The organism is Streptomyces sp. NPDC058045, assembly GCF_042885635.1.
Lineage (GTDB): Bacteria > Actinomycetota > Actinomycetes > Streptomycetales > Streptomycetaceae > Streptomyces.
In genome coordinates, this window is record NZ_JBHVRR010000013.1 from 73189 (window position 1) to 93393 (window position 20205).

The 20205-nt window shown below is 71.2% G+C and carries 21 protein-coding genes; 8 read left to right on the forward strand and 13 right to left on the reverse strand.

Features of this window, described 5'->3' with window-relative positions:
- Nucleotides 1-2: 2 nt before the first annotated feature.
- The 9 genes from cysD to ACFVST_RS11280 form a co-directional block, all read right to left on the reverse strand.
- The gene (gene cysD, locus ACFVST_RS11240) at nucleotides 3-938 is read right to left on the reverse strand and encodes a sulfate adenylyltransferase subunit CysD (protein ID WP_390149166.1); all 936 of its coding nucleotides are present in this window, start codon (nucleotides 936-938) and stop codon (nucleotides 3-5) included.
- Complete coding sequence (gene cysC, locus ACFVST_RS11245) at nucleotides 935-1519, reverse strand: adenylyl-sulfate kinase (RefSeq protein WP_390149168.1); 585 nt, start codon at nucleotides 1517-1519, stop codon at nucleotides 935-937. Before cysC ends, cysD begins: the two co-directional genes overlap by 4 nt.
- 1 nt (nucleotide 1520) lies before the next feature.
- Nucleotides 1521-2228, reverse strand: coding sequence for a phosphoadenylyl-sulfate reductase (locus ACFVST_RS11250; RefSeq protein ID WP_390149170.1), 708 nt, complete (start codon nucleotides 2226-2228; stop codon nucleotides 1521-1523).
- A complete protein-coding gene (locus ACFVST_RS11255) occupies nucleotides 2225-2404 on the reverse strand; it encodes a hypothetical protein (protein WP_390149172.1) in 180 nt (59 codons plus the stop codon). Before ACFVST_RS11255 ends, ACFVST_RS11250 begins: the two co-directional genes overlap by 4 nt.
- The gene (locus tag ACFVST_RS11260; protein WP_390149174.1) at nucleotides 2401-4098 is read right to left on the reverse strand and encodes a nitrite/sulfite reductase; all 1698 of its coding nucleotides are present in this window, start codon (nucleotides 4096-4098) and stop codon (nucleotides 2401-2403) included. The genes ACFVST_RS11255 and ACFVST_RS11260 overlap by 4 nt, the downstream gene beginning before the upstream one ends.
- A gap of 158 nt (nucleotides 4099-4256) precedes the next feature.
- Nucleotides 4257-4409: a putative leader peptide gene (locus tag ACFVST_RS11265; RefSeq protein ID WP_390149176.1), complete on the reverse strand. Its 153-nt coding sequence runs from the start codon at nucleotides 4407-4409 to the stop codon at nucleotides 4257-4259.
- 90 nt (nucleotides 4410-4499) lie between these two features.
- Nucleotides 4500-5066: a GNAT family N-acetyltransferase gene (locus ACFVST_RS11270; RefSeq protein ID WP_390149178.1), complete on the reverse strand. Its 567-nt coding sequence runs from the start codon at nucleotides 5064-5066 to the stop codon at nucleotides 4500-4502.
- Nucleotides 5063-6376, reverse strand: coding sequence for a GAF domain-containing protein (locus ACFVST_RS11275; protein ID WP_390149180.1), 1314 nt, complete (start codon nucleotides 6374-6376; stop codon nucleotides 5063-5065). Before ACFVST_RS11275 ends, ACFVST_RS11270 begins: the two co-directional genes overlap by 4 nt.
- 235 nt (nucleotides 6377-6611) lie before the next feature.
- Nucleotides 6612-8261, reverse strand: a complete 1650-nt coding sequence (locus ACFVST_RS11280) for an acyl-CoA dehydrogenase family protein (protein WP_390149182.1) — start codon at nucleotides 8259-8261, stop codon at nucleotides 6612-6614.
- Between the two features lie 17 nt (nucleotides 8262-8278).
- Here ACFVST_RS11280 and ACFVST_RS11285 point away from each other — a divergent pair, with 17 nt between their 5' ends.
- Together ACFVST_RS11285 and ACFVST_RS11290 are read left to right on the forward strand one after the other, a co-directional pair.
- Nucleotides 8279-9733: a YihY/virulence factor BrkB family protein gene (locus ACFVST_RS11285; RefSeq protein WP_390149184.1), complete on the forward strand. Its 1455-nt coding sequence runs from the start codon at nucleotides 8279-8281 to the stop codon at nucleotides 9731-9733.
- Nucleotides 9734-9784: 51 nt separating this feature from the next.
- Nucleotides 9785-10525 carry a helix-turn-helix domain-containing protein gene (locus tag ACFVST_RS11290; protein WP_390149186.1) on the forward strand — a complete coding sequence of 247 codons (741 nt, stop codon included), beginning with the start codon at nucleotides 9785-9787 and terminating at the stop codon, nucleotides 10523-10525.
- Here the strand turns inward: ACFVST_RS11290 and ACFVST_RS11295 are convergent.
- Nucleotides 10522-10920: a VOC family protein gene (locus tag ACFVST_RS11295; RefSeq protein WP_390149187.1), complete on the reverse strand. Its 399-nt coding sequence runs from the start codon at nucleotides 10918-10920 to the stop codon at nucleotides 10522-10524. The genes ACFVST_RS11290 and ACFVST_RS11295 overlap by 4 nt on opposite strands.
- A 150-nt stretch (nucleotides 10921-11070) precedes the next feature.
- Here ACFVST_RS11295 and ACFVST_RS11300 point away from each other — a divergent pair, with 150 nt between their 5' ends.
- The 5 genes from ACFVST_RS11300 to ACFVST_RS11320 all read left to right on the forward strand — a co-directional run bounded on the left by ACFVST_RS11300 (nucleotide 11071) and on the right by ACFVST_RS11320 (nucleotide 15662).
- Nucleotides 11071-12417 (forward strand): radical SAM protein, encoded by a 1347-nt coding sequence (locus ACFVST_RS11300; RefSeq protein ID WP_390149189.1) that lies wholly within the window; start codon nucleotides 11071-11073, stop codon nucleotides 12415-12417.
- Between the two features lie 288 nt (nucleotides 12418-12705).
- A complete protein-coding gene (locus ACFVST_RS11305; RefSeq protein WP_390149190.1) occupies nucleotides 12706-13893 on the forward strand; it encodes a cytochrome P450 in 1188 nt (395 codons plus the stop codon).
- A 105-nt stretch (nucleotides 13894-13998) separates the two neighbouring features.
- Nucleotides 13999-14487: a DUF1269 domain-containing protein gene (locus tag ACFVST_RS11310; RefSeq protein ID WP_390149192.1), complete on the forward strand. Its 489-nt coding sequence runs from the start codon at nucleotides 13999-14001 to the stop codon at nucleotides 14485-14487.
- Between the two features lie 243 nt (nucleotides 14488-14730).
- Nucleotides 14731-15183, forward strand: coding sequence for a hypothetical protein (locus ACFVST_RS11315; protein WP_390149194.1), 453 nt, complete (start codon nucleotides 14731-14733; stop codon nucleotides 15181-15183).
- A 128-nt stretch (nucleotides 15184-15311) separates the two neighbouring features.
- A complete protein-coding gene (locus tag ACFVST_RS11320) occupies nucleotides 15312-15662 on the forward strand; it encodes a hypothetical protein (RefSeq protein ID WP_390149196.1) in 351 nt (116 codons plus the stop codon).
- A gap of 326 nt (nucleotides 15663-15988) precedes the next feature.
- On the opposite strand, the gene ACFVST_RS11325 is transcribed toward ACFVST_RS11320, so the two are convergent.
- Entirely contained in the window at nucleotides 15989-16621 is a 633-nt protein-coding gene (locus tag ACFVST_RS11325; protein WP_390149198.1) for a carbonic anhydrase, read from the reverse strand.
- Nucleotides 16622-17223: 602 nt separating this feature from the next.
- Here ACFVST_RS11325 and rsgA point away from each other — a divergent pair.
- Nucleotides 17224-18255 (forward strand): ribosome small subunit-dependent GTPase A, encoded by a 1032-nt coding sequence (gene rsgA / locus ACFVST_RS11330; protein ID WP_390149199.1) that lies wholly within the window; start codon nucleotides 17224-17226, stop codon nucleotides 18253-18255.
- An 85-nt stretch (nucleotides 18256-18340) separates the two neighbouring features.
- Here the strand turns inward: rsgA and ACFVST_RS11335 are convergent, their stop codons facing one another.
- On the reverse strand, nucleotides 18341-18823 hold the full coding sequence (locus tag ACFVST_RS11335; protein ID WP_390149201.1) for a DUF456 domain-containing protein: 483 nt from the start codon (nucleotides 18821-18823) through the stop codon (nucleotides 18341-18343).
- Between the two features lie 70 nt (nucleotides 18824-18893).
- Entirely contained in the window at nucleotides 18894-19901 is a 1008-nt protein-coding gene (locus tag ACFVST_RS11340) for a helix-turn-helix domain-containing protein (RefSeq protein ID WP_390149202.1), read from the reverse strand.
- Between the last annotated feature and the right edge of the window lie 304 nt (nucleotides 19902-20205).

Here is a 20205-nt window from a genome sequence, read left to right on the forward strand (position 1 = left end):
CTCTAGAAGTACCCCTCGCGCTTGCGGTCTTCCATCGCGGCCTCGGACAGTTTGTCGTCGGCGCGGGTCGCGCCGCGCTCGGTGAGGCGGGAGGCGGCGATCTCGGCGATCACCGCGTCGAGTGTGGCGGCGTCGGAGTCGACGGCGCCGGTGCAGGACATGTCGCCGACGGTGCGGTAGCGGACCTGCCGCTTCTCGGTCGTCTCGCCGTCCTTGGGGCCGCCCCAGTCGCCGGCGGTGAGCCACATGCCGGCGCGCTGGAACACCTCGCGGCGGTGGGCGAAGTAGATCGCGGGGAGTTCGATCTGCTCCCGGGCGATGTACTGCCACACGTCCAGCTCGGTCCAGTTGGACAGGGGGAAGACGCGGACGTGTTCGCCGGGGGCGTGCCGCCCGTTGTAGAGCTGCCAGAGTTCGGGGCGCTGGCGGCGGGGGTCCCACTGGGAGAACTCGTCGCGCAGGGAGAACACCCGCTCCTTGGCGCGGGCCTTCTCCTCGTCGCGCCGTCCGCCGCCGAAGACGGCGTCGAAGCGGTGCTGCTGGATGGCTTCGGTGAGCGGCACGGTCTGGAGCGGGTTGCGGGTGCCGTCGGGCCGCTCGCGCAGGGTGCCGGCGTCGATGTACTCCTGTACGGACGCGACATGGAGCCGCAGGCCGTGGCGGGCGACGGTGCGGTCGCGGAAGTCGAGTACCTCGGGGAAGTTGTGCCCGGTGTCGACGTGCAGCAGGGAGAACGGCACCGGTGCGGGTGCGAACGCCTTGAGCGCCAGGTGCAGCATCACGATGGAGTCCTTGCCGCCGGAGAAGAGGATCACCGGCCGTTCGAACTCGCCCGCCACCTCGCGGAGGATGTGCACCGCCTCGGTCTCCAGGGCGTCGAGGTGGCTCAGCGCGTAGGGGCTGCCCGTTCCCTCGGCGGGGGTGGTCGCGGTCGTCATGACAGGCCCCTCTCGGTGAGCAGCGCGTGGACGGCCGCTGCGGACTCCTGCACGGTCTGGTGCTGCGACTCGATCCGCAGATCGGGTGCGGCGGGCTCCTCGTAGGGGTCGTCGACGCCGGTGAGGCCGCTGAGTTCACCGGCGGCCTGCCGGGCGTAGAGGCCCTTGACGTCACGCCGGGAGCAGATGTCGACGGGGGTGGCGATGTGCACCTCCAGGTACGGGGTGCCCTCGGACTGGTGCCGTTTGCGGACCGCGTCCCGGCTGTCGGCGTAGGGCGCGATCACCGGGACGAGGGTCAACACGCCGTGGCGGGCGAGGAGTTCGGCGACGAAGCCGATGCGCTGCACGTTGGTGTGGCGGTCCTCGCGGCTGAAGCCGAGGCCGGCGGAGAGGAACTCGCGGATCTCGTCGCCGTCGAGGACCTCGACGCGGTGGCCGCCGGCGCTGAGGCGCCCGGCGAGTTCGCGGGCGATGGTGGTCTTGCCGGCGCTGGGCAGGCCGGTGAGCCAGACGGTGGCTCCGGTCACGTCCTTCTCCTGCGGGGAGTGCCCCTGGCGGGGGTGGTGGGTGGAGGTCATGTCAGCCGTGCAGTCCGCACTCGGTCTTGCCGCTGCCTGCCCAGCGTCCGGCGCGGGCGTCCTCCCCGGCGAGGAGGCGGCGGGTGCAGGGGGCGCAGCCCACCGAGCCGTAGCCGTCGGACAGCAACGGGTTGGTGAGGACGCCGTGTTCGGCGATGTAGGCGTCGACGTCGTCCTGGGTCCAGCGGGCGATGGGGGAGACCTTGACCTTCTGCCGCTTCTCGTCCCAGCCGACGACGGGGGTGCCGGCGCGGGTGGGGGACTCGTCGCGGCGCAGCCCGGTGGCCCAGGCGTCGTATCCGGTGAGGCCTTCTTCGAGGGGGGCGACCTTGCGCAGTGAGCAGCACAGGTCGGGGTCGCGCTGGTACAGCTTCGGCCCGTGCTCGGCGTCCTGTTCGGCGACGGTCTGCCGGGGGGTGAGGGTGATGACGTGGACGTCCAGTACGGCTTCGACGGCGTCGCGGGTGCCGATGGTCTCGGGGAAGTGGTAGCCGGTGTCGAGGAACACCACGTCGACTCCGGGCCGGGCGCGGGACGCGAGGTGGGCGACGACGGCGTCCTCCATGGAGGAGGTGACGCAGAAGCGGTCGCCGAAGGTGTCCGTGGCCCAGCGGAGGATGTCGAGCGCGGAGGAGTCCTCCAGGTCGCGCCCGGCCTGTTCGGCGAGGGCCCGCAGCTCGGCGGGCCCGGCGTCCCGGACGGCGGTCATATCGCTTCCCCTCCTGTTCCTGGTGTGCTCAGACCGCGGGCCAGCAGCCCGGTGAACGTGAGCCGGAAGGCCCGGTTGCAGGCCCCGCACTCCCAACTGCCGTGCCCGTCCGTCCCGGGCCGCAGGTCCTCCTCGCCGCAGTAGGGGCAGTGGAACGGGGCGGCGCGCTCACTCATGACAGGTCCTGCTCGTCGGCGCGGGCCGCCCAGACGGCGAAGCGTTCGCCTTCGGTGCGCTGGGCGAGGAAGCGGCGCAGCACCCGCTCGATGTAGTCGGGGAGTTCGGCGGAGGTGACCTTCAGTCCGCGGACCTTGCGGCCGAAGGACGGCTCAAGTCCGAGGGCGCCCCCGAGGTGCACCTGGTAGCCGCTGACCTGGTTGCCGTTGGCGTCGGTGACCAACTGCCCCTTGAGACCGATGTCCGCGGTCTGGATACGGGCGCACGCGTTGGGGCAGCCGTTGATGTTGATGGTGAGGGGTTCGCCGAACTCGGGGAGGCGGCGCTCCAGTTCGTCGATGAGGTCGCTGCCGCGTTCCTTGGTCTCCACGATGGCCAGCTTGCAGAACTCGATGCCGGTGCAGGCCATGGTGCCGCGGCGGAACGTGGACGGGGTGACCCGCAGATCGAGTGCTTCCAGCCGGTCCACCAGGGAGTCGACGCGGTCTTCGGGGACGTCCAGCACGATCAGCTTCTGCTCGACGGTGGTGGAGAGCCGGCCGGAGCCGTGCTCGGTGGCGAGTTCGGCGACCTTGGTGAGCAGCGAGCCGTCCATCCGGCCGACGCGGGGTGCGAAGCCCACGTAGTAGCGGCCGTCCTTCTGCCGGTGCACCCCGATGTGGTCGCGCCAGGGCCTGGTGGGTGCCTCGGGTGCGGGCCCGTCGGTCAACTCCCGCCCCAGGTACTCGTCCTGGAGGACCTGGCGGAACTTCTCCGGGCCCCAGTCGGCGACGAGGAACTTCAGCCGGGCGCGGTTGCGGAGCCGGCGGTAGCCGTAGTCGCGGAAGATGGAGATGACGCCGGCCCATACGTCGGGCACCTCGTCCTCCGGTACCCAGGCGCCGAGGCGGACACCGAACCTGGGGTTGGTGGAGAGGCCGCCGCCGACCCACAGGTCGAAGCCGGGGCCGTGCTCGGGGTGGACGACACCGACGAAGGACACATCGTTGATCTCATGGGCGACGTCGAGTTGGGGGGAGCCGGAGACCGCGGTCTTGAACTTGCGCGGCAGGTTGGAGAAGGCCGGGTCGCCGAGGTAGCGGCGGGCGATCTCGGCGAGCGCGGGCCCGCCGTCGATGATCTCGTCCTCGGCGACCCCGGCGACGGGGGAGCCGAGCATTCCGCGCGGGGTGTCTCCGCAGGCCTCGGTGGTGGACAGGCCCACCGCCTCCAGCTTCTGCCAGATCGCGGGGACGTCCTCGACGCGCACCCAGTGGAGCTGGATGTTCTGCCGGTCGGTGATGTCGGCGGTGCCGCGGGCGTAGGTCTCGGAGACCTCCCCGATGACACGGAGCTGCTCGGTGGTGAGACGGCCGCCGTTGATCCGGATCCGCAGCATGAAGTAGCGGTCGTCCAGCTCCTCCGGCTCCAGTACGCCGGTGCGCCCGCCGTCGATGCCGGGGCGGCGCTGGGTGTACAGGCCCCACCAGCGGAAGCGGCCGCGGAGGTCGGCGGGGTCGATGGAGTCGAACCCGCCCTTCGCGTAGATCGTCTCAATGCGTGTCCGCACATTGAGACCGTCGTCGTCCTTCTTGGTCTGCTCGTTGGCGTTGAGCGGGGTGAAGTGGCCCATGGCCCACTGACCCTCACCACGGTGGCGTCCCGCCTTGCGGCGGGGCGTGGCGGCAGCGGGCTTCGACGGGGTGGCGGCCATGGTGGATGAGTCCTTAGGACAGGCAGGTAAGCGGCTCTGACCTGCGCATACGGGCACGGGGCAGGGGCGTGCGTACGTACGGTGGCGCGGCGCTGCGCAGGGAAGGGAAGACAGAAAGAGCAGAAAGGAAAGAGGAGAACCAGAAGGGTGCCGGGCGGTCAGTGCGGCCGACACATGGCGCTGGACATGCGGCCGAGGTCGACGTGGCGCCGACTCACCAAGGCAACTCCAGCTCTGGACATGACGGAAGCGTGGCACGGAGATCTCGGGCCAGTCCACCGCCATCCAAAATATGGACGGAACTGTCTCATTTCATGGGATAGGAGTGGTCTCCGTCACAACCGCCCCCGCCCCACCCGCACCAGGTCGCCCACCCCCTTGACCCCGCCAACTCCCCGCCGTCAGCGGGCAGCCCCGGGCCACGGACCCGGCGAAGCCACCTCCGGCTCCTCCTCGACCCGGGTGTCGTACAGGGTGAAACCCCGCCGCCGGTAATTCGCCAGCGCATGGTCACCGTCCTTGCTGCACGTATGAAGCCACACCCGCTTCGTGGGCTCCCGGCCCGGCCACCGCTCCGCCAGATCCCAGGCCCGCGCCACCGCACACGACAGCAGATGCCCCCCGAGACGCCGCCCCCGGAACGCCGGCAGCAACCCGAAGTACACCAACTCCACCGCACCCTCGCCCCGCGCCGCCAACTCCGCGAAACCCGCCGGCGTACCCCGCTCGTACACCACCCACGTCTCCACCCCCGGCACCTCCAGCAGCCCCTGCCACCCCGCGTAGTCCAGGCCCAGCCGGTCGGTCCAGGTGACGTCCTGACCGACAGCGGTGTACAGGAAGCGGCTGAACTCGGGAGACGGCTGCTCCGCACGCACCACCCGCACATCACCCTCGGGAACGGCGGCGGGCACCAGATCACCCGGCGAGGTCTGCTCCAGCCACCAGGTCGTCACAGTCAGGCTCATGCGCCCAGGGAACCACACCCGCTCCCGGGCGCCCCGCCCGAACCCCCACCGCGGACCGCGGCCGCCCGCGAGTGCGGCAGCAGATCCCCCGGCCGCCCCGGCCGCACCACCCGCACCACCACCCCCTCCCGGAACCGGTACGGCCGATGCGCCAGCACCCCGCCCAGATACCGCCGGATCCGCGACAACTCCGCCCGCACCGTCACCGCCCGCCCCGTATCCCCGAACACCTCACCCGCCAACTCACCCGCCGTCCGCCCCTCCGGAGCCACCGCCAGCAGATACAGCAACTCCGCGTGACGCGGGCTCAGTTCCTGCGTCCACACCCCGGCCCCACCCGTCACCGTCACCGACCAGTGCCGCGCCGCACTCACATCCAGCACCAGACCCGTCACCTCCTCCACCTCCCGCGACGCCACCCGGATCAACCAACCCCCCGGTAACGGCTCCACCGTGCTCGGCCCCAACCCCGGCAGCAACCGCTCACCCGCACCGAACGACCGCGGCAACACCACCCGGTCCACCGGCGCGAGCCCCGACACCGCCGCCGTCCACCCCTGCGCATCCACCACCACGGCACGCCCACCCACCCGCGCCAGCAACGGCGCCGCCATCGCCCGCAACCCCTCCAACGCCACCGCATGGCGCTCCCGCAACCGGGCCTCCGCGAGCTGCGCCACCGAATCCACCAGCGCCAAAACCGCCGGATGCAGGGTGTCCAGCGGGCCGCTCACATCCACCACACCCAGCAGCCGGCCGTCCCGCGGATCGGTGATCGGCGCCCCCGCACACGTCCACGGATGATGACTGCGCACAAAATGCTCCGCGGAGAACACCTGCACCGGCCGCCGCACCACCAGCGACGTCCCCACCCCATTGGTGCCCACCACCGACTCCGCCCAGTCCGCGCCCAGTTCGAACCCCAGACCGTCCGCGCGGCGCAGCACCGGCGCACTCCCCTCCCGCCACAGCACCCGGCCCTCCGCGTCACACACCACCATGATGTGCCGGGTGGCATCCGCGATCCGCAGCAACCCCCGCCGCAACACCTCCAGCACGTCCCGCAACGGCGACGCCCGCCGCCGCGCCTGAAGGTCCTCCACACTCAACAGGCCCGAACGCACGTCCCGTTCAGGGTCGACACCGTGCTCCCGCATCCGCTCCCACGACGCCCCGATCACCGGCCGCGGACCCGGCGAAGCCGGCCGCCCCGCGAGCACCGCCGCCCGAACCTCCTGCAACACCCGCGCGGCACGCACCGCGTCCGTCGCGACCAGTCGGTCCAGATCCGGCCGTGGCACCGGCGTCACCCCGTCCTCCCCCGATGGCGAGTGGTCCCACGGCACGCGCCGGACACGACCACGGCCGCCGCGCTGGGAAGCCGACAGCAAGGTGCCATGACTTGCAACCCCCTGCAACCCTGGTGAACAGGCCGGACGCCGGGGAAACATGACCGGGTGCCGCCCGGCGGCACCCGGTCTCCGCAACGGAGCCAGACCGCGGGAGTGGTGCCGTGTCGGCGCGGCACCACTCCCGCGGCCCCCCTCACACCGCGACCGGCCGCGCTCGTTCCACCACCGCCGCCACATCCAGCCCCCGCGGCAACGTGCCGAACGACACACCGCCCTCCCCGCCCAGCCGCGACGCACAGAACGCGTCCGCCACCGCCGGCGGCGCGAACCGCACCAGCAGCGCCCCCTGAAACACCACCGCCAACCGCTCCACCAACCGCCGCGCCCGCCCCTCCACACCCTCCAACTCACCCAATTCCAACAGCAGTTCACGCACCGCCGCATCCAACCGGCGATCCACCCCCCGGGACCGCCCCACCTCCCGCAGAAACGCGTCCAACGCCTCCGGCTCCCGCCGCAACACCCCCAGCACCTCCAACGCCAGCACATTCCCGGCGCCCTCCCACACCCCGTACGACGGCGCCTCCCGCAACAGCCGCGGCAACCCCGACTCCTCCACATACCCGTTGCCGCCCAGGCACTCCAACGCCTCCGCCACCAGCGGCGTACACCGCTTCGCCACCCAGAACTTCGCCACCGGCACCATCAACCGCAGCAACGCACCCTCCCGCACACCCCCCTCGTCACACGCCGCCGCCAACCGCATCCCCAACACCGTCGCCGCCTCCGACTCCACCGCCAGATCCGCCAACACCCCCCGCATCAACGGCAGTTCCACCAACCTCCGACCCGACACCATCCGAAACGCACAGTGATGCACCGCCTGTGCCACCGCCTGCCGCATCAACGCCGCCGCCCCCAGCACACCGTCCAACCGCGCCGCCGCCACCAACCCCCCGAACACCGCCACACCCCGCCCCTCCTCACTCACCCGCCGCGCCCACGTCCCCTCGAACTCCACCTCCGCCGACGCGTTCGACCGATTCCCCAACTTGTCTTTCAGCCGCTGGATCGCGAACACATTGCGCCCACCGTCCCCCAGCACCCGCGGCACCAGAAAACACGTCAACCCACCCACCGAACCCCGCCCCACCCGCGCCAACACCAGAAAACCGTCCGACATCGGCGCCGAACAGAACCACTTGTGCCCCGTCAACGCATACGCACCCGACTCCGCCAACGGCTCCGCCCACGTCGCCACCGCCCCCACATCACTGCCCGCCTGCTTCTCCGCCACCCCCACCCCCAACAACACCCCCGCCTTCTCCAGCGGCGGCCTCAGCCCCGCCTCGTACACCCGCGACGTCAGCAGCGGCTCCCACTCGGCGGCCAACTCCGGATCCGACCGCAACACCGGCACCGCCCCGTGCGTCATCGACAACGGACCGCAGTGCCCCGCCTCCACCTGCGTCGACACCATAAAAGCCGCCGCCCGCCGCACCGACCCACCCGGCACCGACCAACCCCCCGTCAAACCCGCCGCGACACCCCGCCCCAGCAGCCGATGCCACGCCGGATGGAACTCCACCTCATCCACCCGCCGCCCGAAACGATCATGACTACGCAGCCGCGGCGGACACGCATCGGCCAGCACCCCCCACTCCAGCGCCTGCACCGACCCCGCACTCCGCCCCAACTCCCCCAACTCGGCACACACCCCACCCCGCAGCACCGGATCCAGATGCCGCTTCACCGCCTCCACCAGCACCCGATCCGCGCCGAACACGTCATATCCCACCAGGGGCGGAGGCTGATTGATCACAGTGCGGGTGCTCGCTGCCATGCCGATACGGTAAGGACGTGCACCAGGCAAACGAAACACCCGACCGGCCAACCGGCCGACTGCGCCGTGTCCGCGCCCTCTACCGGAACATGTCGAAGCGCAGAACCGCCTGGCTGCTCCTCAAGGACACCGTCAACTCCTGCATGGAGTACCGCATCCTGGGCCTCGCCGCCGAAGCCGCCTTCTTCACCCTGCTGTCCGTACCCCCCCTCCTCCTCAGCCTCCTCGGCCTCCTCGGCTACGTCGACGCCTGGACCGGCACCGACACCATCGCCAGCCTCCGCACCAACATCCTCCAGGCCTCCCGCACCTTCCTCTCCGACCAGGGCGTACGGCAGATCGCCGCACCCATCCTGGACGCCGTCACCAAGGGCGGCCCACCCGACATCATCTCCCTCGGCTTCCTGATCTCCCTCTGGTCCGGCTCCCGCGCCGTGAACGTCTTCATCGACACCATCACCGTCATGTACGGCCTCGACGGCACCCGCGGCATCGTCCGCACCCGGCTCCTCGCCTTCGGCCTCTTCCTCGTCGGACTGCTCATCGGCTCGGTCGCACTCCCGCTGCTCATCGCCGGACCCGACCTCGTCGTCGAGATCGTCCCCTGGTCCACCACCGTCGTCCAGGTCCTCTACTGGCCCGTGGTGACCCTGCTCTCCATCGTCTTCCTCACCACCCTCTACCACGTGTCCGTACCCGTGCGTTCACCGTGGATCGAAGACGTACCCGGCGCCCTCGTCGCCCTCGCCATGTGGGTCGTGTGCAGCCTCCTGCTCCGCCTCTACCTCACCAGCACCGTCGAAGGCCCCTCCATCTACGGCTCCCTCGCCGCGCCCGTCGCGGTACTGCTGTGGATCGGGGTGGCCGCCTTCGCCGTCCTGGTCGGAGCGGCGGTCAACGCGGCCGTCGACCGCGTCTGGCCCTCCGTCGCCACCGCCGCCGCCCGCGCCGCCCAGGACCGCGCCCGCCAGGCCCAGGCCGCCGAGTACGAGGCCGCCCTGCACGGCACGGACGAGGACACCGACGACGACTGGGACGAGGACGCCTTCGGCGAGGACGGCGACTGGGCCGCGAGTGCGGGCACGGGAACCGACATGCCGTCCGAGTTCCCCGAACGCTGGTCCAAGTTCCTGCCCCCCGAGGACGTCACCTCCCGCCTCCGCACCCACCGCCCCACCCCACCCGACACCGAACCACCGACGCCGGAGACCGGAGGGGACGAGGACCGGGACGTGAAGGGGGACGGGGGAGAGGACGGGGGCGGGCGGCCGCCGGGATCGGGATCGGGCTCGGGGGAGTCGTCAGTCCCGGCGTCACCTTCACGGGACGCGGGGGAGGGTTCCCCAGGAAGTGCCCCGCGGCGCGGCGGCGGCAGCCATCTCGCCCCGCCGCCCCCACCACCCGCGGGCCCCACCCCGTACCACGGCCGCCCACCGCACCACGAACACCACCACCCCGACCACCGCCGATAGCCCCACAGGTACGGGCGCCGGTCGGCGGGGGCGGCGCGTAGCCTGGCCGGCGTGTACCAGGAACGGGCCGGACGGCTGCCGGGCGCGGTGGTGTGGCGGCGCGGCGGGCCACCCACCGCGGGCGAACTGCCGCTGGTACTGCCGGACGGCTGTATGGACCTGCTGTGGACCGACGGCCGACTGCTGATCGCCGGACCCGACACCCGCGCCTTCCGACCCGGCCCCGCAGACGGCGCCGGCGGACCGGACCGATTCGCCGGAGTGCGCTTCCCACCCGGCACCGCACCCGCCCTCCTCGGCATCCCCGCCCATGAACTACGCGACCGGCGTGTGGAGTTGACCGAACTCCTCCCCGCCGCCGAAGCCCGCCGCCTCACCGCCGGAATCGACGCCGCCGCCGACACCCCCACCGCCCCCACCGCCCGAGCCGCCGCGGCCCTGGAACACCTCGCCCTGCAATGGGCCGCCGCCACCGACCCACCCCGACCGGTACTCGGACAGATCGTCCGAATGCTGGACGAGGGCCGCTCGGTGACCGACACCGCGCACACCCTCGGACTCGGCACCCGCCGCCTGCACCGCCACTCACTCGCCGCCTTCGGCTACGGCCCCAAGACACTCGCCCGCATCCTCCGCCTCCAGCGCGCCCTCACCCACCTCCGCAACGGCACCCCACCCGCCACCACCGCCACCCGCACCGGATACGCCGACCAGGCCCACCTCACCCGCGAACTCCGCACCCTCACCGGCCTCACCCCGGCCCAACTCCGCCCACCCCACGACCATCCCTAACCTCCCGGCAGCGCCGCGTACAGATCGACACCATTGCCGTCCGGATCAGCCACCTGCGCATACCGCTGCCCCCACACCGCGTCCCACGGCGCCAACTCCCCCCGATACCCGGCCCCCACCAACTCCCCGTACACCGCGTCCACTTCGGCAGGCGAGGAGCAACGGAACGCCAACCCCACCCGGCCGGACCCGGACGGCCGCTCCCACGCCGGATGGAACGAACGCACAGCGTCCTCGGTGTCGAAGACCAACCGCACACCACCCGGCAAACCGGCCTCCACATGCGGCTCCCCCTCCGCACCCGCCGGGAACTCAAGACCCAGCCGCCGATAGAACGCCAGCGACGCAGCCATATCGGAAACAACCAAACCGAACACATCAAGTCGTGGACTCATACCCCGCACGCTAGACACCCCCCACCCACCCGTCTTGAACGAAACAGATACCCCCCACCACCGCCACCCCTGCACCACACCCCACGGACCCGGGGCATACCGTGGGCCCGGAGCAAAGGAGCGCTCACGCCGCGAGGGCTAGGAGAAGCGATGAGCAACACGGGCAGCCGCACCGAGCTGGTCGAGGACCTGATGGACCGATTCCCCGAAGTACCGAGGGAAGCCGTCATCAAAGAGGACCTCCTGCGCGGCGGCGTCGCCTTCGACCAGTCCGCCCTCAGCGACAACGAGAACGGAGAGGTCAAACCGAAGTCCTACTTCATCTTCTCCTTCGACCACAGCACCCTCCCCGAACTCGGCGAAGCCGCCCTACGCCGCCCACCCGAGGAGATCATCCTCACCGGCGGCCCCTACGACCTCCGCCGCACCGTCGTCTCCGTACGAGTCAACCCCGCCTCCCCCTACCGCGTGGCCGCCGGAGACGACGGCGTCCTCGGCCTGTACCTCGACGGACGACGCATCGCCGACGTCGGCGTACCCCCCATGCCCGACTACTACCGGCACACCCTCGCCGGCGGAAAATCCGTGATGGAAGTCGCCCCCACCATCCAATGGGGCTACCTCATCTACCTCACCGTCTTCCGCGTCTGCCAGTACTTCGGAGCCAAGGAGGAGTGCCAGTACTGCGACATCAACCACAACTGGCGCCAGCACAAAGCCGCCGGCCGCCCCTACACCGGCGTCAAACCCGTAGAGGAGGTGCTCGAAGCCCTGGAGATCATCGACCGCTACGACACCGCCAAGGCCTCCACCGCCTACACCCTCACCGGCGGCGCCATCACCTCCCACATCGGCGGCAAGGACGAAGCCGAGTTCTACGGCCAGTACGCCCAGGCCATCGAAGAACGCTTCCCCGGCCGCTGGATCGGCAAAGTCGTCGCCCAAGCCCTCCCCAAAGCGGATGTGCAGCGCTTCAAGGACTACGGCGTGCAGATCTACCACCCCAACTTCGAAGTGTGGGACCAGCGCCTCTTCGAGCTGTACTGCCCCGGCAAGGAACGCTACGTCGGCCGCGACGAATGGCACCGCCGCATCCTCGACTCCGCCGACATCTTCGGCCCCCGCAACGTCATCCCCAACTTCGTCGCAGGCGTCGAAATGGCCGAACCCTTCGGCTTCACCACCGTCGACGAAGCCATCGCCTCCACCACCGAAGGCCTGCACTTCTTCATGTCCCGCGGCATCACCCCCCGCTTCACCACCTGGTGCCCCGAACCCACCACCCCCCTCGGCAAAGCCAACCCCCAGGGCGCCCCCCTCGAATACCACATCCGCCTCCTCCAGGCCTACCGCGCCACCATGGAGGAACACGGCCTCGCCTCCCCGCCCGGATACGGCCCGCCCGGCGCCGGCAACGCCGTCTTCTCCGTCAGCTCCTTCATGGACAGCCTCCCCGCCGACACCACCATCGCCGAAGAGGGCACCACCGTCTCCTGACCCGCAACAGCCGTGCGTGCGCGTGCAGTTGAGGCCGCCGATCCCCAACACCGGTGCGACCGCCCTCACATCACCTGCGGCAACCTGATCCACCAGGCCCCGGCGCCCCGAACCACCGCCCCACCAGGGCGAGTTGACCGGCACCGGGGCCGAAGCACCACCGCACCACGCCGACGACACCAACCACTGCGGCCACCACGGGCACCATGCGAGGATCCCCAGGACCTACCGCGCCCGAGCCGAACCGGGCCCGCGCCGCCCGCAGTTCGCCCCCTCCCTGGAGCCAGTGTGTCCGCCATACCCGTCAGCGACGCCGACCTCTACACCCCCGGGGCACGCGCCGACCCGTACCCGATCTACCGGGAACTACGAGCCCTCGGCCCCGTCGTCCACCTCTCCCGCTACGACCTCTACGCACTCCCGCGCTACCACGACGTACGCGCCGCACTCATGGACTGGCGGACCTTCTCCTCGGCCCGCGGAGTCTTCGTCGACCCCGGGATGAACGCACAACTCGAAGGCATCACCCTGTGCAGCGACCCGCCCGAACACACCGCGATGCGCGCGGTACTGGGCCGCCCCCTGCGTCAGGACCGGATGCGCGACATCACCCCCACCATCGAGGCCGAAGCCGAACGGATCGTCACCGAACTCGTCGACCGCGGCACCTTCGACGCCGCCACCGAACTCGCCGAACACCTCCCCATGGCCGTCGTCTCCGACCTCGTCGGCCTCCCCGACCGCGGCCGCGCCAAGATGCTGGAATGGGCCGCCGCCATGTGGGACATGCAGGGCCCCGCCGACGAACGCTTCGAAGCCGCGGCACCCATGGTCGGCGAGTTCATGGACTACGTCGCCCAGGAAGCCGTACCCGGCCGCATCCACCCCGAAGGCTGGGCCACCCACCTCCACCAGGCCGCGGACCGCGGCGAGTTGGCCCCCGACAAGTGCCCCGCGCTGATGCTCGACTACATCACCCCCAGCCTCGACACCACGATCCTGGCGATCACCAACACCATCGCCCTCTTCGCCCGACACCCGGACCAGTGGGACCTGCTGCGAGCCGACCGCTCACTCATCCCGCACGCGATCAACGAATCGCTGCGACTGGAGACCCCCGTCCCGCAGTTCAGCCGCGTCCTCACCGAAGACCACACGATCGACGGCGTCCCCCTCCCCGCCGGCACCCGAGTAGCCCTCCTCTACGGCTCCGCCAACCGCGACGAGCGCCACTACCCGGACCCCGAACGCTTCGACATCACCCGCCGCCCCTCCGACCATCTGGCGTTCGGCCGCGGTGAACACGTCTGCGTCGGGATGCACCTCGCCCGACTGGAAATGGGCACCCTGCTGGACCGACTCGCCGACCGGGTCAGCCGATTCGACACCATCACCTCCACCCCGCTGATCAACAACGGCCTCCGTGGCCTGGAACACCTTGAGGTCACCGTCCAGACGGCGGGGCAGCGGGGGTAGAGCGCGCCGGGTCGACGGGGGCCGGTCCGAAATGCCCGTGAGCATGGATCGAATTACCGTGTGCGTGGTATGCGACACGCGCTGTAACTCCCACTGGAGGCACGGATGTCCGAACTCATCGTGATCGGCTACACCGATCACCCCACCGCGGAACAGGCCTACGGCACGGTCCAGGAACTTCAGCGGGACCACATCGTGGACCTCACCGGTCTCGCCGTGGTCAATGTGGACCGCGAGGGCAAGACCCACGTCGATACGCCGAGCCCCATCGTCGGCGTCTCGGCAGCCTCCGGAGCCCTCTGGGGCGCGATCTTCGGGATGCTCTTCCTGGTGCCGGGCGTCGGGATGCTCGCGGGCGCGGCCGTCGGCGGACTCTTCGGGAAACTCGGGAAGTCCGGCATCGACGATGAATTCCGCGGCCAGGTACGCGACCTGCTTCAGCCAGGCTCCTCCGCCGTCGTGATCATGGCTTCGAAGATCACCGAGGACAAGTTCGCCACCGCCATGCAGACCCACGGCGGCACCATCCTCAAGACCTCCCTCTCCAGCGACAACGAGCGGGAACTCGCGGAGCACCTCGCCGGGGCACAGTAACCACACCACCCTGGGGCCCCTCCCCCTCCCAATACTCCCGTCCTCCTGGCCTTCCGCTCTCCCCTCCCGCGTCCGTTCTCGTACGGCCGTGCTGCTTCCGCGCTGCCTTACGCCCCGCCTGTGAAGGAGGCCTTGGCGTGCACCGTCCCTCAGTTCGACCCCGCCGGGCCGTGACCGTCGCCGCAGCCTCCGCCGGCCTCTGTGTGCTCGGTGCGGCCGCCCTGACGGCTTGCGGTTCCGACAGTGGCGGCAGCGCCGACCACACCCGGACCCCGTCCGCTCCCGCCACTGGTTCCTTCAACGGCAGCCCCGCTGCCTCCCGCCTCCGACCGGGAGGCGTCCCGCAGGGCGTCCGTCGGCGCCGAGGCGGAGCGCGCCCGGAAGGAGGCGCAGGACGCGCTGAAGGGCGTCGAGGGACGCGGCAACGCCCTTTCCGATGTCGCCCTGACCGGCAAGCCCCGCCGGGACACCGGTGGTCATCTGGTCGCGCTGGTCTCCATCACCAACAAGACCGACCAGACGGCGTCTTACGCGGTGCAGGTGGATTTCGTGGACCCCGACGGCAAGGTAGCCGAGACCCAGTACGTCGGTGCCCGTGAACTGGAGCCCGGCGGGCGTGCCGAGCCCCTCGCCATCAGCCGCAGTACCGACACCGCTGGCCTCAGCCCGAAGCTGGGCAAGGCGCAGCGCTACTGAGCGGGCGCGCTGTCCGGTCCCGCGCCGTTTGTCCTGGGCGGCAGGGGCCACTCGTGATCCGGGCCCGGCGTCTCGGCCACCTCCGCGGGGCCCGCAGAGCTCTGTGTGACCGGCACCTAGGAGGACCCATGACCGCGCATGACGGGCGGGGGCTGCCGCTGCCCGACTATGACGAGCTTCCGCTCGGCGCCCTGGAGAGCCGTATCCGTACGCTGCGGCCAGGTCAGGTGAGGGAGTTGCTCGACCATGAGCGCAGCCATGCCCGACGGGTGCCGGTGGTGGAGGCGCTTGTTCACCGGATGGGGGAGCTTGATGCCGGTGCCCGCCCCACCCGTGGTGATCCGCGGGGCATTCAGCCGGAGCACCGCAGGCACCGCTCGGGCTCCGCTGTCTCTCCGCATTCCTCTCCTGACCCCAAGGGGCCGCCGCCGCACGGCACTCCGGACCAGCGTGGTCACCCCAAGGGGAGTCGCTTCTGACGGGCCGGGCGCCCTCGTACAGCGAAGACCTTTGACGGGGGAGCGGGGGGTGGTCGGGATGGTGTGCATGGTGGGCGTCTCCTTGGCGGGGTCCGTGGTGGTGTGAGGTGGTGTGTCACTTCCTTGGACCCGTCGGCCGCGGAAACGTCACGCGGAATCGGGCAGAAACTTCAAAAAAATCGGCGCGGTCAGCGAACCGCGCCTCGGGCAGCCGTACTGCCCGGTCGCCCATCGGGCCGGCCCGGTCAGGCCGTGTGCCGTGCGGCCCCGGAGAGCGCCCTCCGGGACGTCGGCAGGGTGCGGGCCGGCAGGGGGCCCGCGACGGGTCAGGCGGCGGCGCCGCCCAGGACGTCCGCCCCGGTCACGGGGCTGGCGATGCCTTCCCGGATGTCGTAGGTCATGCCCACGACCTGGATGCGGCCTTCGCCGAGGGCGTCGGTGAGGGCGCGGGAGCGGTCGAGGAGCTGGTCGACGGTGCACCGGGTGTGGGCGGAGATCAGGTCGCGCGGGTCGGTCACGCCCTGGGCGCGGGCGGCGATCACATGCGGGGTGACACGTTCGACGACGTCCCGTACATATCCGGTGGTGCCCAGGTCGGCGTTGTCGAGGGCGGACACGGCGGCGGCGACGGCGCCGCACCGCTGGTGGCCGAGGATGACGACCAGCGGGCAGCCGAGCACGCTGACGCCGTACTCGATGCTGCCGATGACCTCGGGGCCCATCACATGGCCGGCGGTGCGCACCATGAAGAGGTCGCCCAGGCCCTGATCGAAGATGATCTCGGCGGGGACGCGGGAGTCGGAGCAGGAGAACACCACGGCGAACGGGTTCTGGGCGTCGGTGGTGGCTGCTCGGCGGACACTGTCCTGATGAGGGCGCTGCGGGGTGCCTGCGGCGAACCGGGCGTTGCCGGCCACCAGGAGCCCGTAGGCGTCTTGGGGAGTCACGAATTCGTTCATGCCCGAAGGGTAACGGCGTGCGGGGGCGCTGATGGTATGCAGGATGCCTTTTGTTGCTGATGGGGCGTCGCCGATGCCGGGAAGATGTCGGGAAGGGGAAGGAGTTTCGGGGTGTTCGCGGTGCTGTGAAAACCCGTGGCGGAGTGGAGTGGAGGGGCGCTAGGGTCTGGGTGTCGCGGACGGGTGTGATCTTGCCGAGCCCGTCGCGTATGTAGGGAGAACGACCGACGGACGACCTGTCGCAGGGGCTGCGCATATCGCGTGTGACCTGCGGTGTGATCGAGGTTGTGGGAGAGGAGGTGTCGACCGATGGCTGTCATTGCGCTGGGCGCTGCCCGCACGAACAGGTTCCTCACGTCCACCTCCGTGGCCACCGGCTGACCGACCGCCGCCCGTACGGGCGCGCACCTCGGATCCGAGGCCGCTCTGTGAAGGGTCACCCCTTGTCTTTCTCGTCTTCTTCGTCTTCTTCGAGTTCCTCGGGTTCTTCGCGTTTCTCCGCTTCAGCCGTTTCCTCTGCCCCGTCCACTTCCTCTGCTTCCGTCGCGCCGGACGCCGCTCATCCGCTCGTTCCCTATGGCTGGGACGAGGAGTGGGCGCGGGTGTTCGCCCCGTACAGGGAGCGGGGGTTGCTGGCCGGGCGGGTGGTGCGGGTCGACCGCGGGCTGTGTGACCTGGTCACGGTGGGCGGGACGGTCCGTGCCGACACCGAGTTCGTGGTGCCCCGCGATCCGATGCGGGTGGTGTGTACCGGGGACTGGGCCGCGGTCGATCCGGAGGGCGCCGATCCGCGGTATGTGCGGCAGTTGCTGCCGCGGCGGACCGCCTTCGTCCGGTCCACCTCCTCGAAGCGTTCCGAGGGGCAGGTGCTCGCCGCCAATGTGGACCAGGCGGTGATCGCGGTCTCCCTCGGCAATGATCTCGACCTGGGCCGGGTGGAGCGTTTCATGGCGCTGGCCTGGGAGTCCGGTGCACAGCCGGTGCTGGCGCTGACCAAGGCCGACCTGGTGCCGGACGCCGCCGTGCTGGCGCATCTGGTGCAGGACGCGCAGTCCGCGGCGCCCGGGGTGCCGGTGCACGCGGTGAGTGCCGGGACCGGTTACGGCTTGGCGGAGTTCGGGGCGCTGGTCACGGGCGGTACCGCGGCGCTCCTGGGGCAGTCGGGCGCCGGGAAGTCCACGCTGGCCAATGCCCTGCACGGGGCGCAGGCCATGGAGGTGCAGGCGGTGCGGGACGCCGACGGCAAGGGCCGGCACACCACGACCACCCGCAATCTCCTGCTGCTGCCCGGCGGCGGTGTCCTCATCGACACCCCGGGGCTGCGCGGAGTGGGCCTCTTCGACGCGGGGGACGGGGTCGGGCAGGTCTTCGCCGAGATCGAGGAGCTGGCCGCGGACTGCCGTTTCCAGGACTGCGCCCACGAGGGGGAGCCGGGGTGCGCGGTGCTGGCCGCGATCGACGCCGGTGAGCTGCCGGAGCGCCGTCTGGACAGCTACCGCAAGCTCGTCCGGGAGAATCAGCGCATCGTCGCCAAGACCGACGCGCGGGTCCGTGCCGAGCTGCGGCGGGAGTTCAAGCGCCGTGGTGCGGAGGGCCGGGCCGCGATGCGCGTCAAGAAGGGCCTGCAGCCGTAACGGAATCCGGGGCATCGGGGGCCTGTGCCCCCGGAGCCCCGGACGCCGCCCGCCCCCGCCCGCGTACGGCACCCGCGGCCGCAGCTCAGCCCCAGATCATCGCGCCCAGCCAGGCGCCGGCGATCAGCAGGCAGGCGAAGAGTTCGGTGAGGACGCTCCAGCCGCCCGAGCGCATCACCGCGCGCACCGAGGTCACCGCCTCCCCGTGCCGGCCGAGCCGCAGCCGCTCCACCAGATAGACGCCGCCCAGGAAACCGGGCACCGCGCCCACCACCGGCACCAGGAAGAAACCCAGCAGCGCCCCCACCCCGGCGGCGGCCGTGACCCGGTGCCCGCCGCCGGACTCCCGCAGCCGGCGCGGCGGCAACTGCCAGCGCACCGCCTGCGCCACCAGCAGGACGAAGGTGGCGCCGCCGAGGACGACCGCCGACCGCTTCTGCGGAACCTCCAGCGCCCACCACAGCACCGAGGCCCACACCAGCCACGAGCCCGGCACCCCGGGCACCAGCACTCCGCACAGGCCCAGCAGCATCACCACTGCGACCAGCAGGAGTTCCCAGACTCCCATCTGCCCAGAGTGCCGGACCGGCGACGAACCCGCAGCGTACGGGCAGGCCGCCCCCCGGCAGAGGGAGGCCTCAGCCGCCGGGGCGGGCTCCGCGCTCGCGGGCCACCCAGCCGCGTTCGTAGGCGTGCCAGCCCAGTTGGAGGCGGGTCGTCGCGCCCGTCAGTTCCATCAGGCGCTTCACCCGCCGCTGCACGGTGCGCAGTCCGAGATCGAGCTGCTTGGCGACGCTGGCGTCGGTGAGGCCCGCGAGCAGCAGCGACAGGATCTCCAGATCGGTGCCGTCGGGCCCGTCCGGCTGCTCGATCAGCGCGCCGCCGGCCGCCCCGAGCCGGACCGGCAGCGCCGCCCGCCACACCGCCTCGAACAGCCCGGTCAGCGACTCCAGCAGTCCGCTGGCGTGCACCACCAACGCGGCCGGCTCCACCGCGTCGCGAGTGGTCAGCGGCACCATGGCCAGCGCGCCGTCCGCCACCACCAGCTTCGTCGGCACCGAGTCCACCACCCGCACCTGCTCGTCCCGCCCGATCGCCGCGGCCAACTCCACCAGGCCCGTGGGAGCGGACAGCACGGAACGCTCCAGCACCGCCCGGTACCGCACCCCGCGGCCCACCGCCTGCTCCTCCGCCACGTTGTCCATACCGGTCACCGCGACCGGGCGGCCCGTCACCAGCGCGCACACCTCGTCCGAGGCGCCCAGTTGGAGCTGGTCGAAACGCTGGGCGACAGCCGCCGTACCCGTCACCACCTCCACCAGGTCGTGGACGGCGGGCTCCGCGGCCTGCGCCCGGTAGTCCTCGGTGAGCAGCGCCACCGCCAGCTCCGCCCGCTTCAGATCGTGCCGCTGCTGGGTGAGGAGCGCGCCGAGCGCCACCCCCGGCGGAGCCGCCACCCAGCGGCCGGGCCGGGCGGAGGACTGCGCGGCCAGCCCGTGCCGCTCCAGTCCCCGCAGGGTGCGCTCGGTGTCGTACTCGCCGAGCGTCAACCGCCGCGCCAGATCAGGTATGTCGGCCGCGCCCACCGACACCAGCGCGCGGTACACGGACTCCTCGACCTCGTTCAGACCTATCGCACCGAGCATCCGGTGGCATCCCTCCCAGAGCCGTACGCCACGCAGGCCCCCGCGCCATGGCGGAAAGCAGCCACGGCGCAAACCCGCCCCGCCCCCATCATCCCCGGAGGCCCAACTTGTCTGCCATGGTGGTGCAGTCGGCTGTCCGATACGCGGTGCAGGAACGATCCCGTAACGCTTGTACGGGCCGTGGGGCTGCGCGGTGGGCGGTGCTTGTGGCGCAATAGGGGAGCGGACGGGCCCGGCCCGTTCCGCTCCCGGACGCGGCCCGGGTACCCGACGGGCCGCCGCGACGACCGCCGGGCGGCTCTCC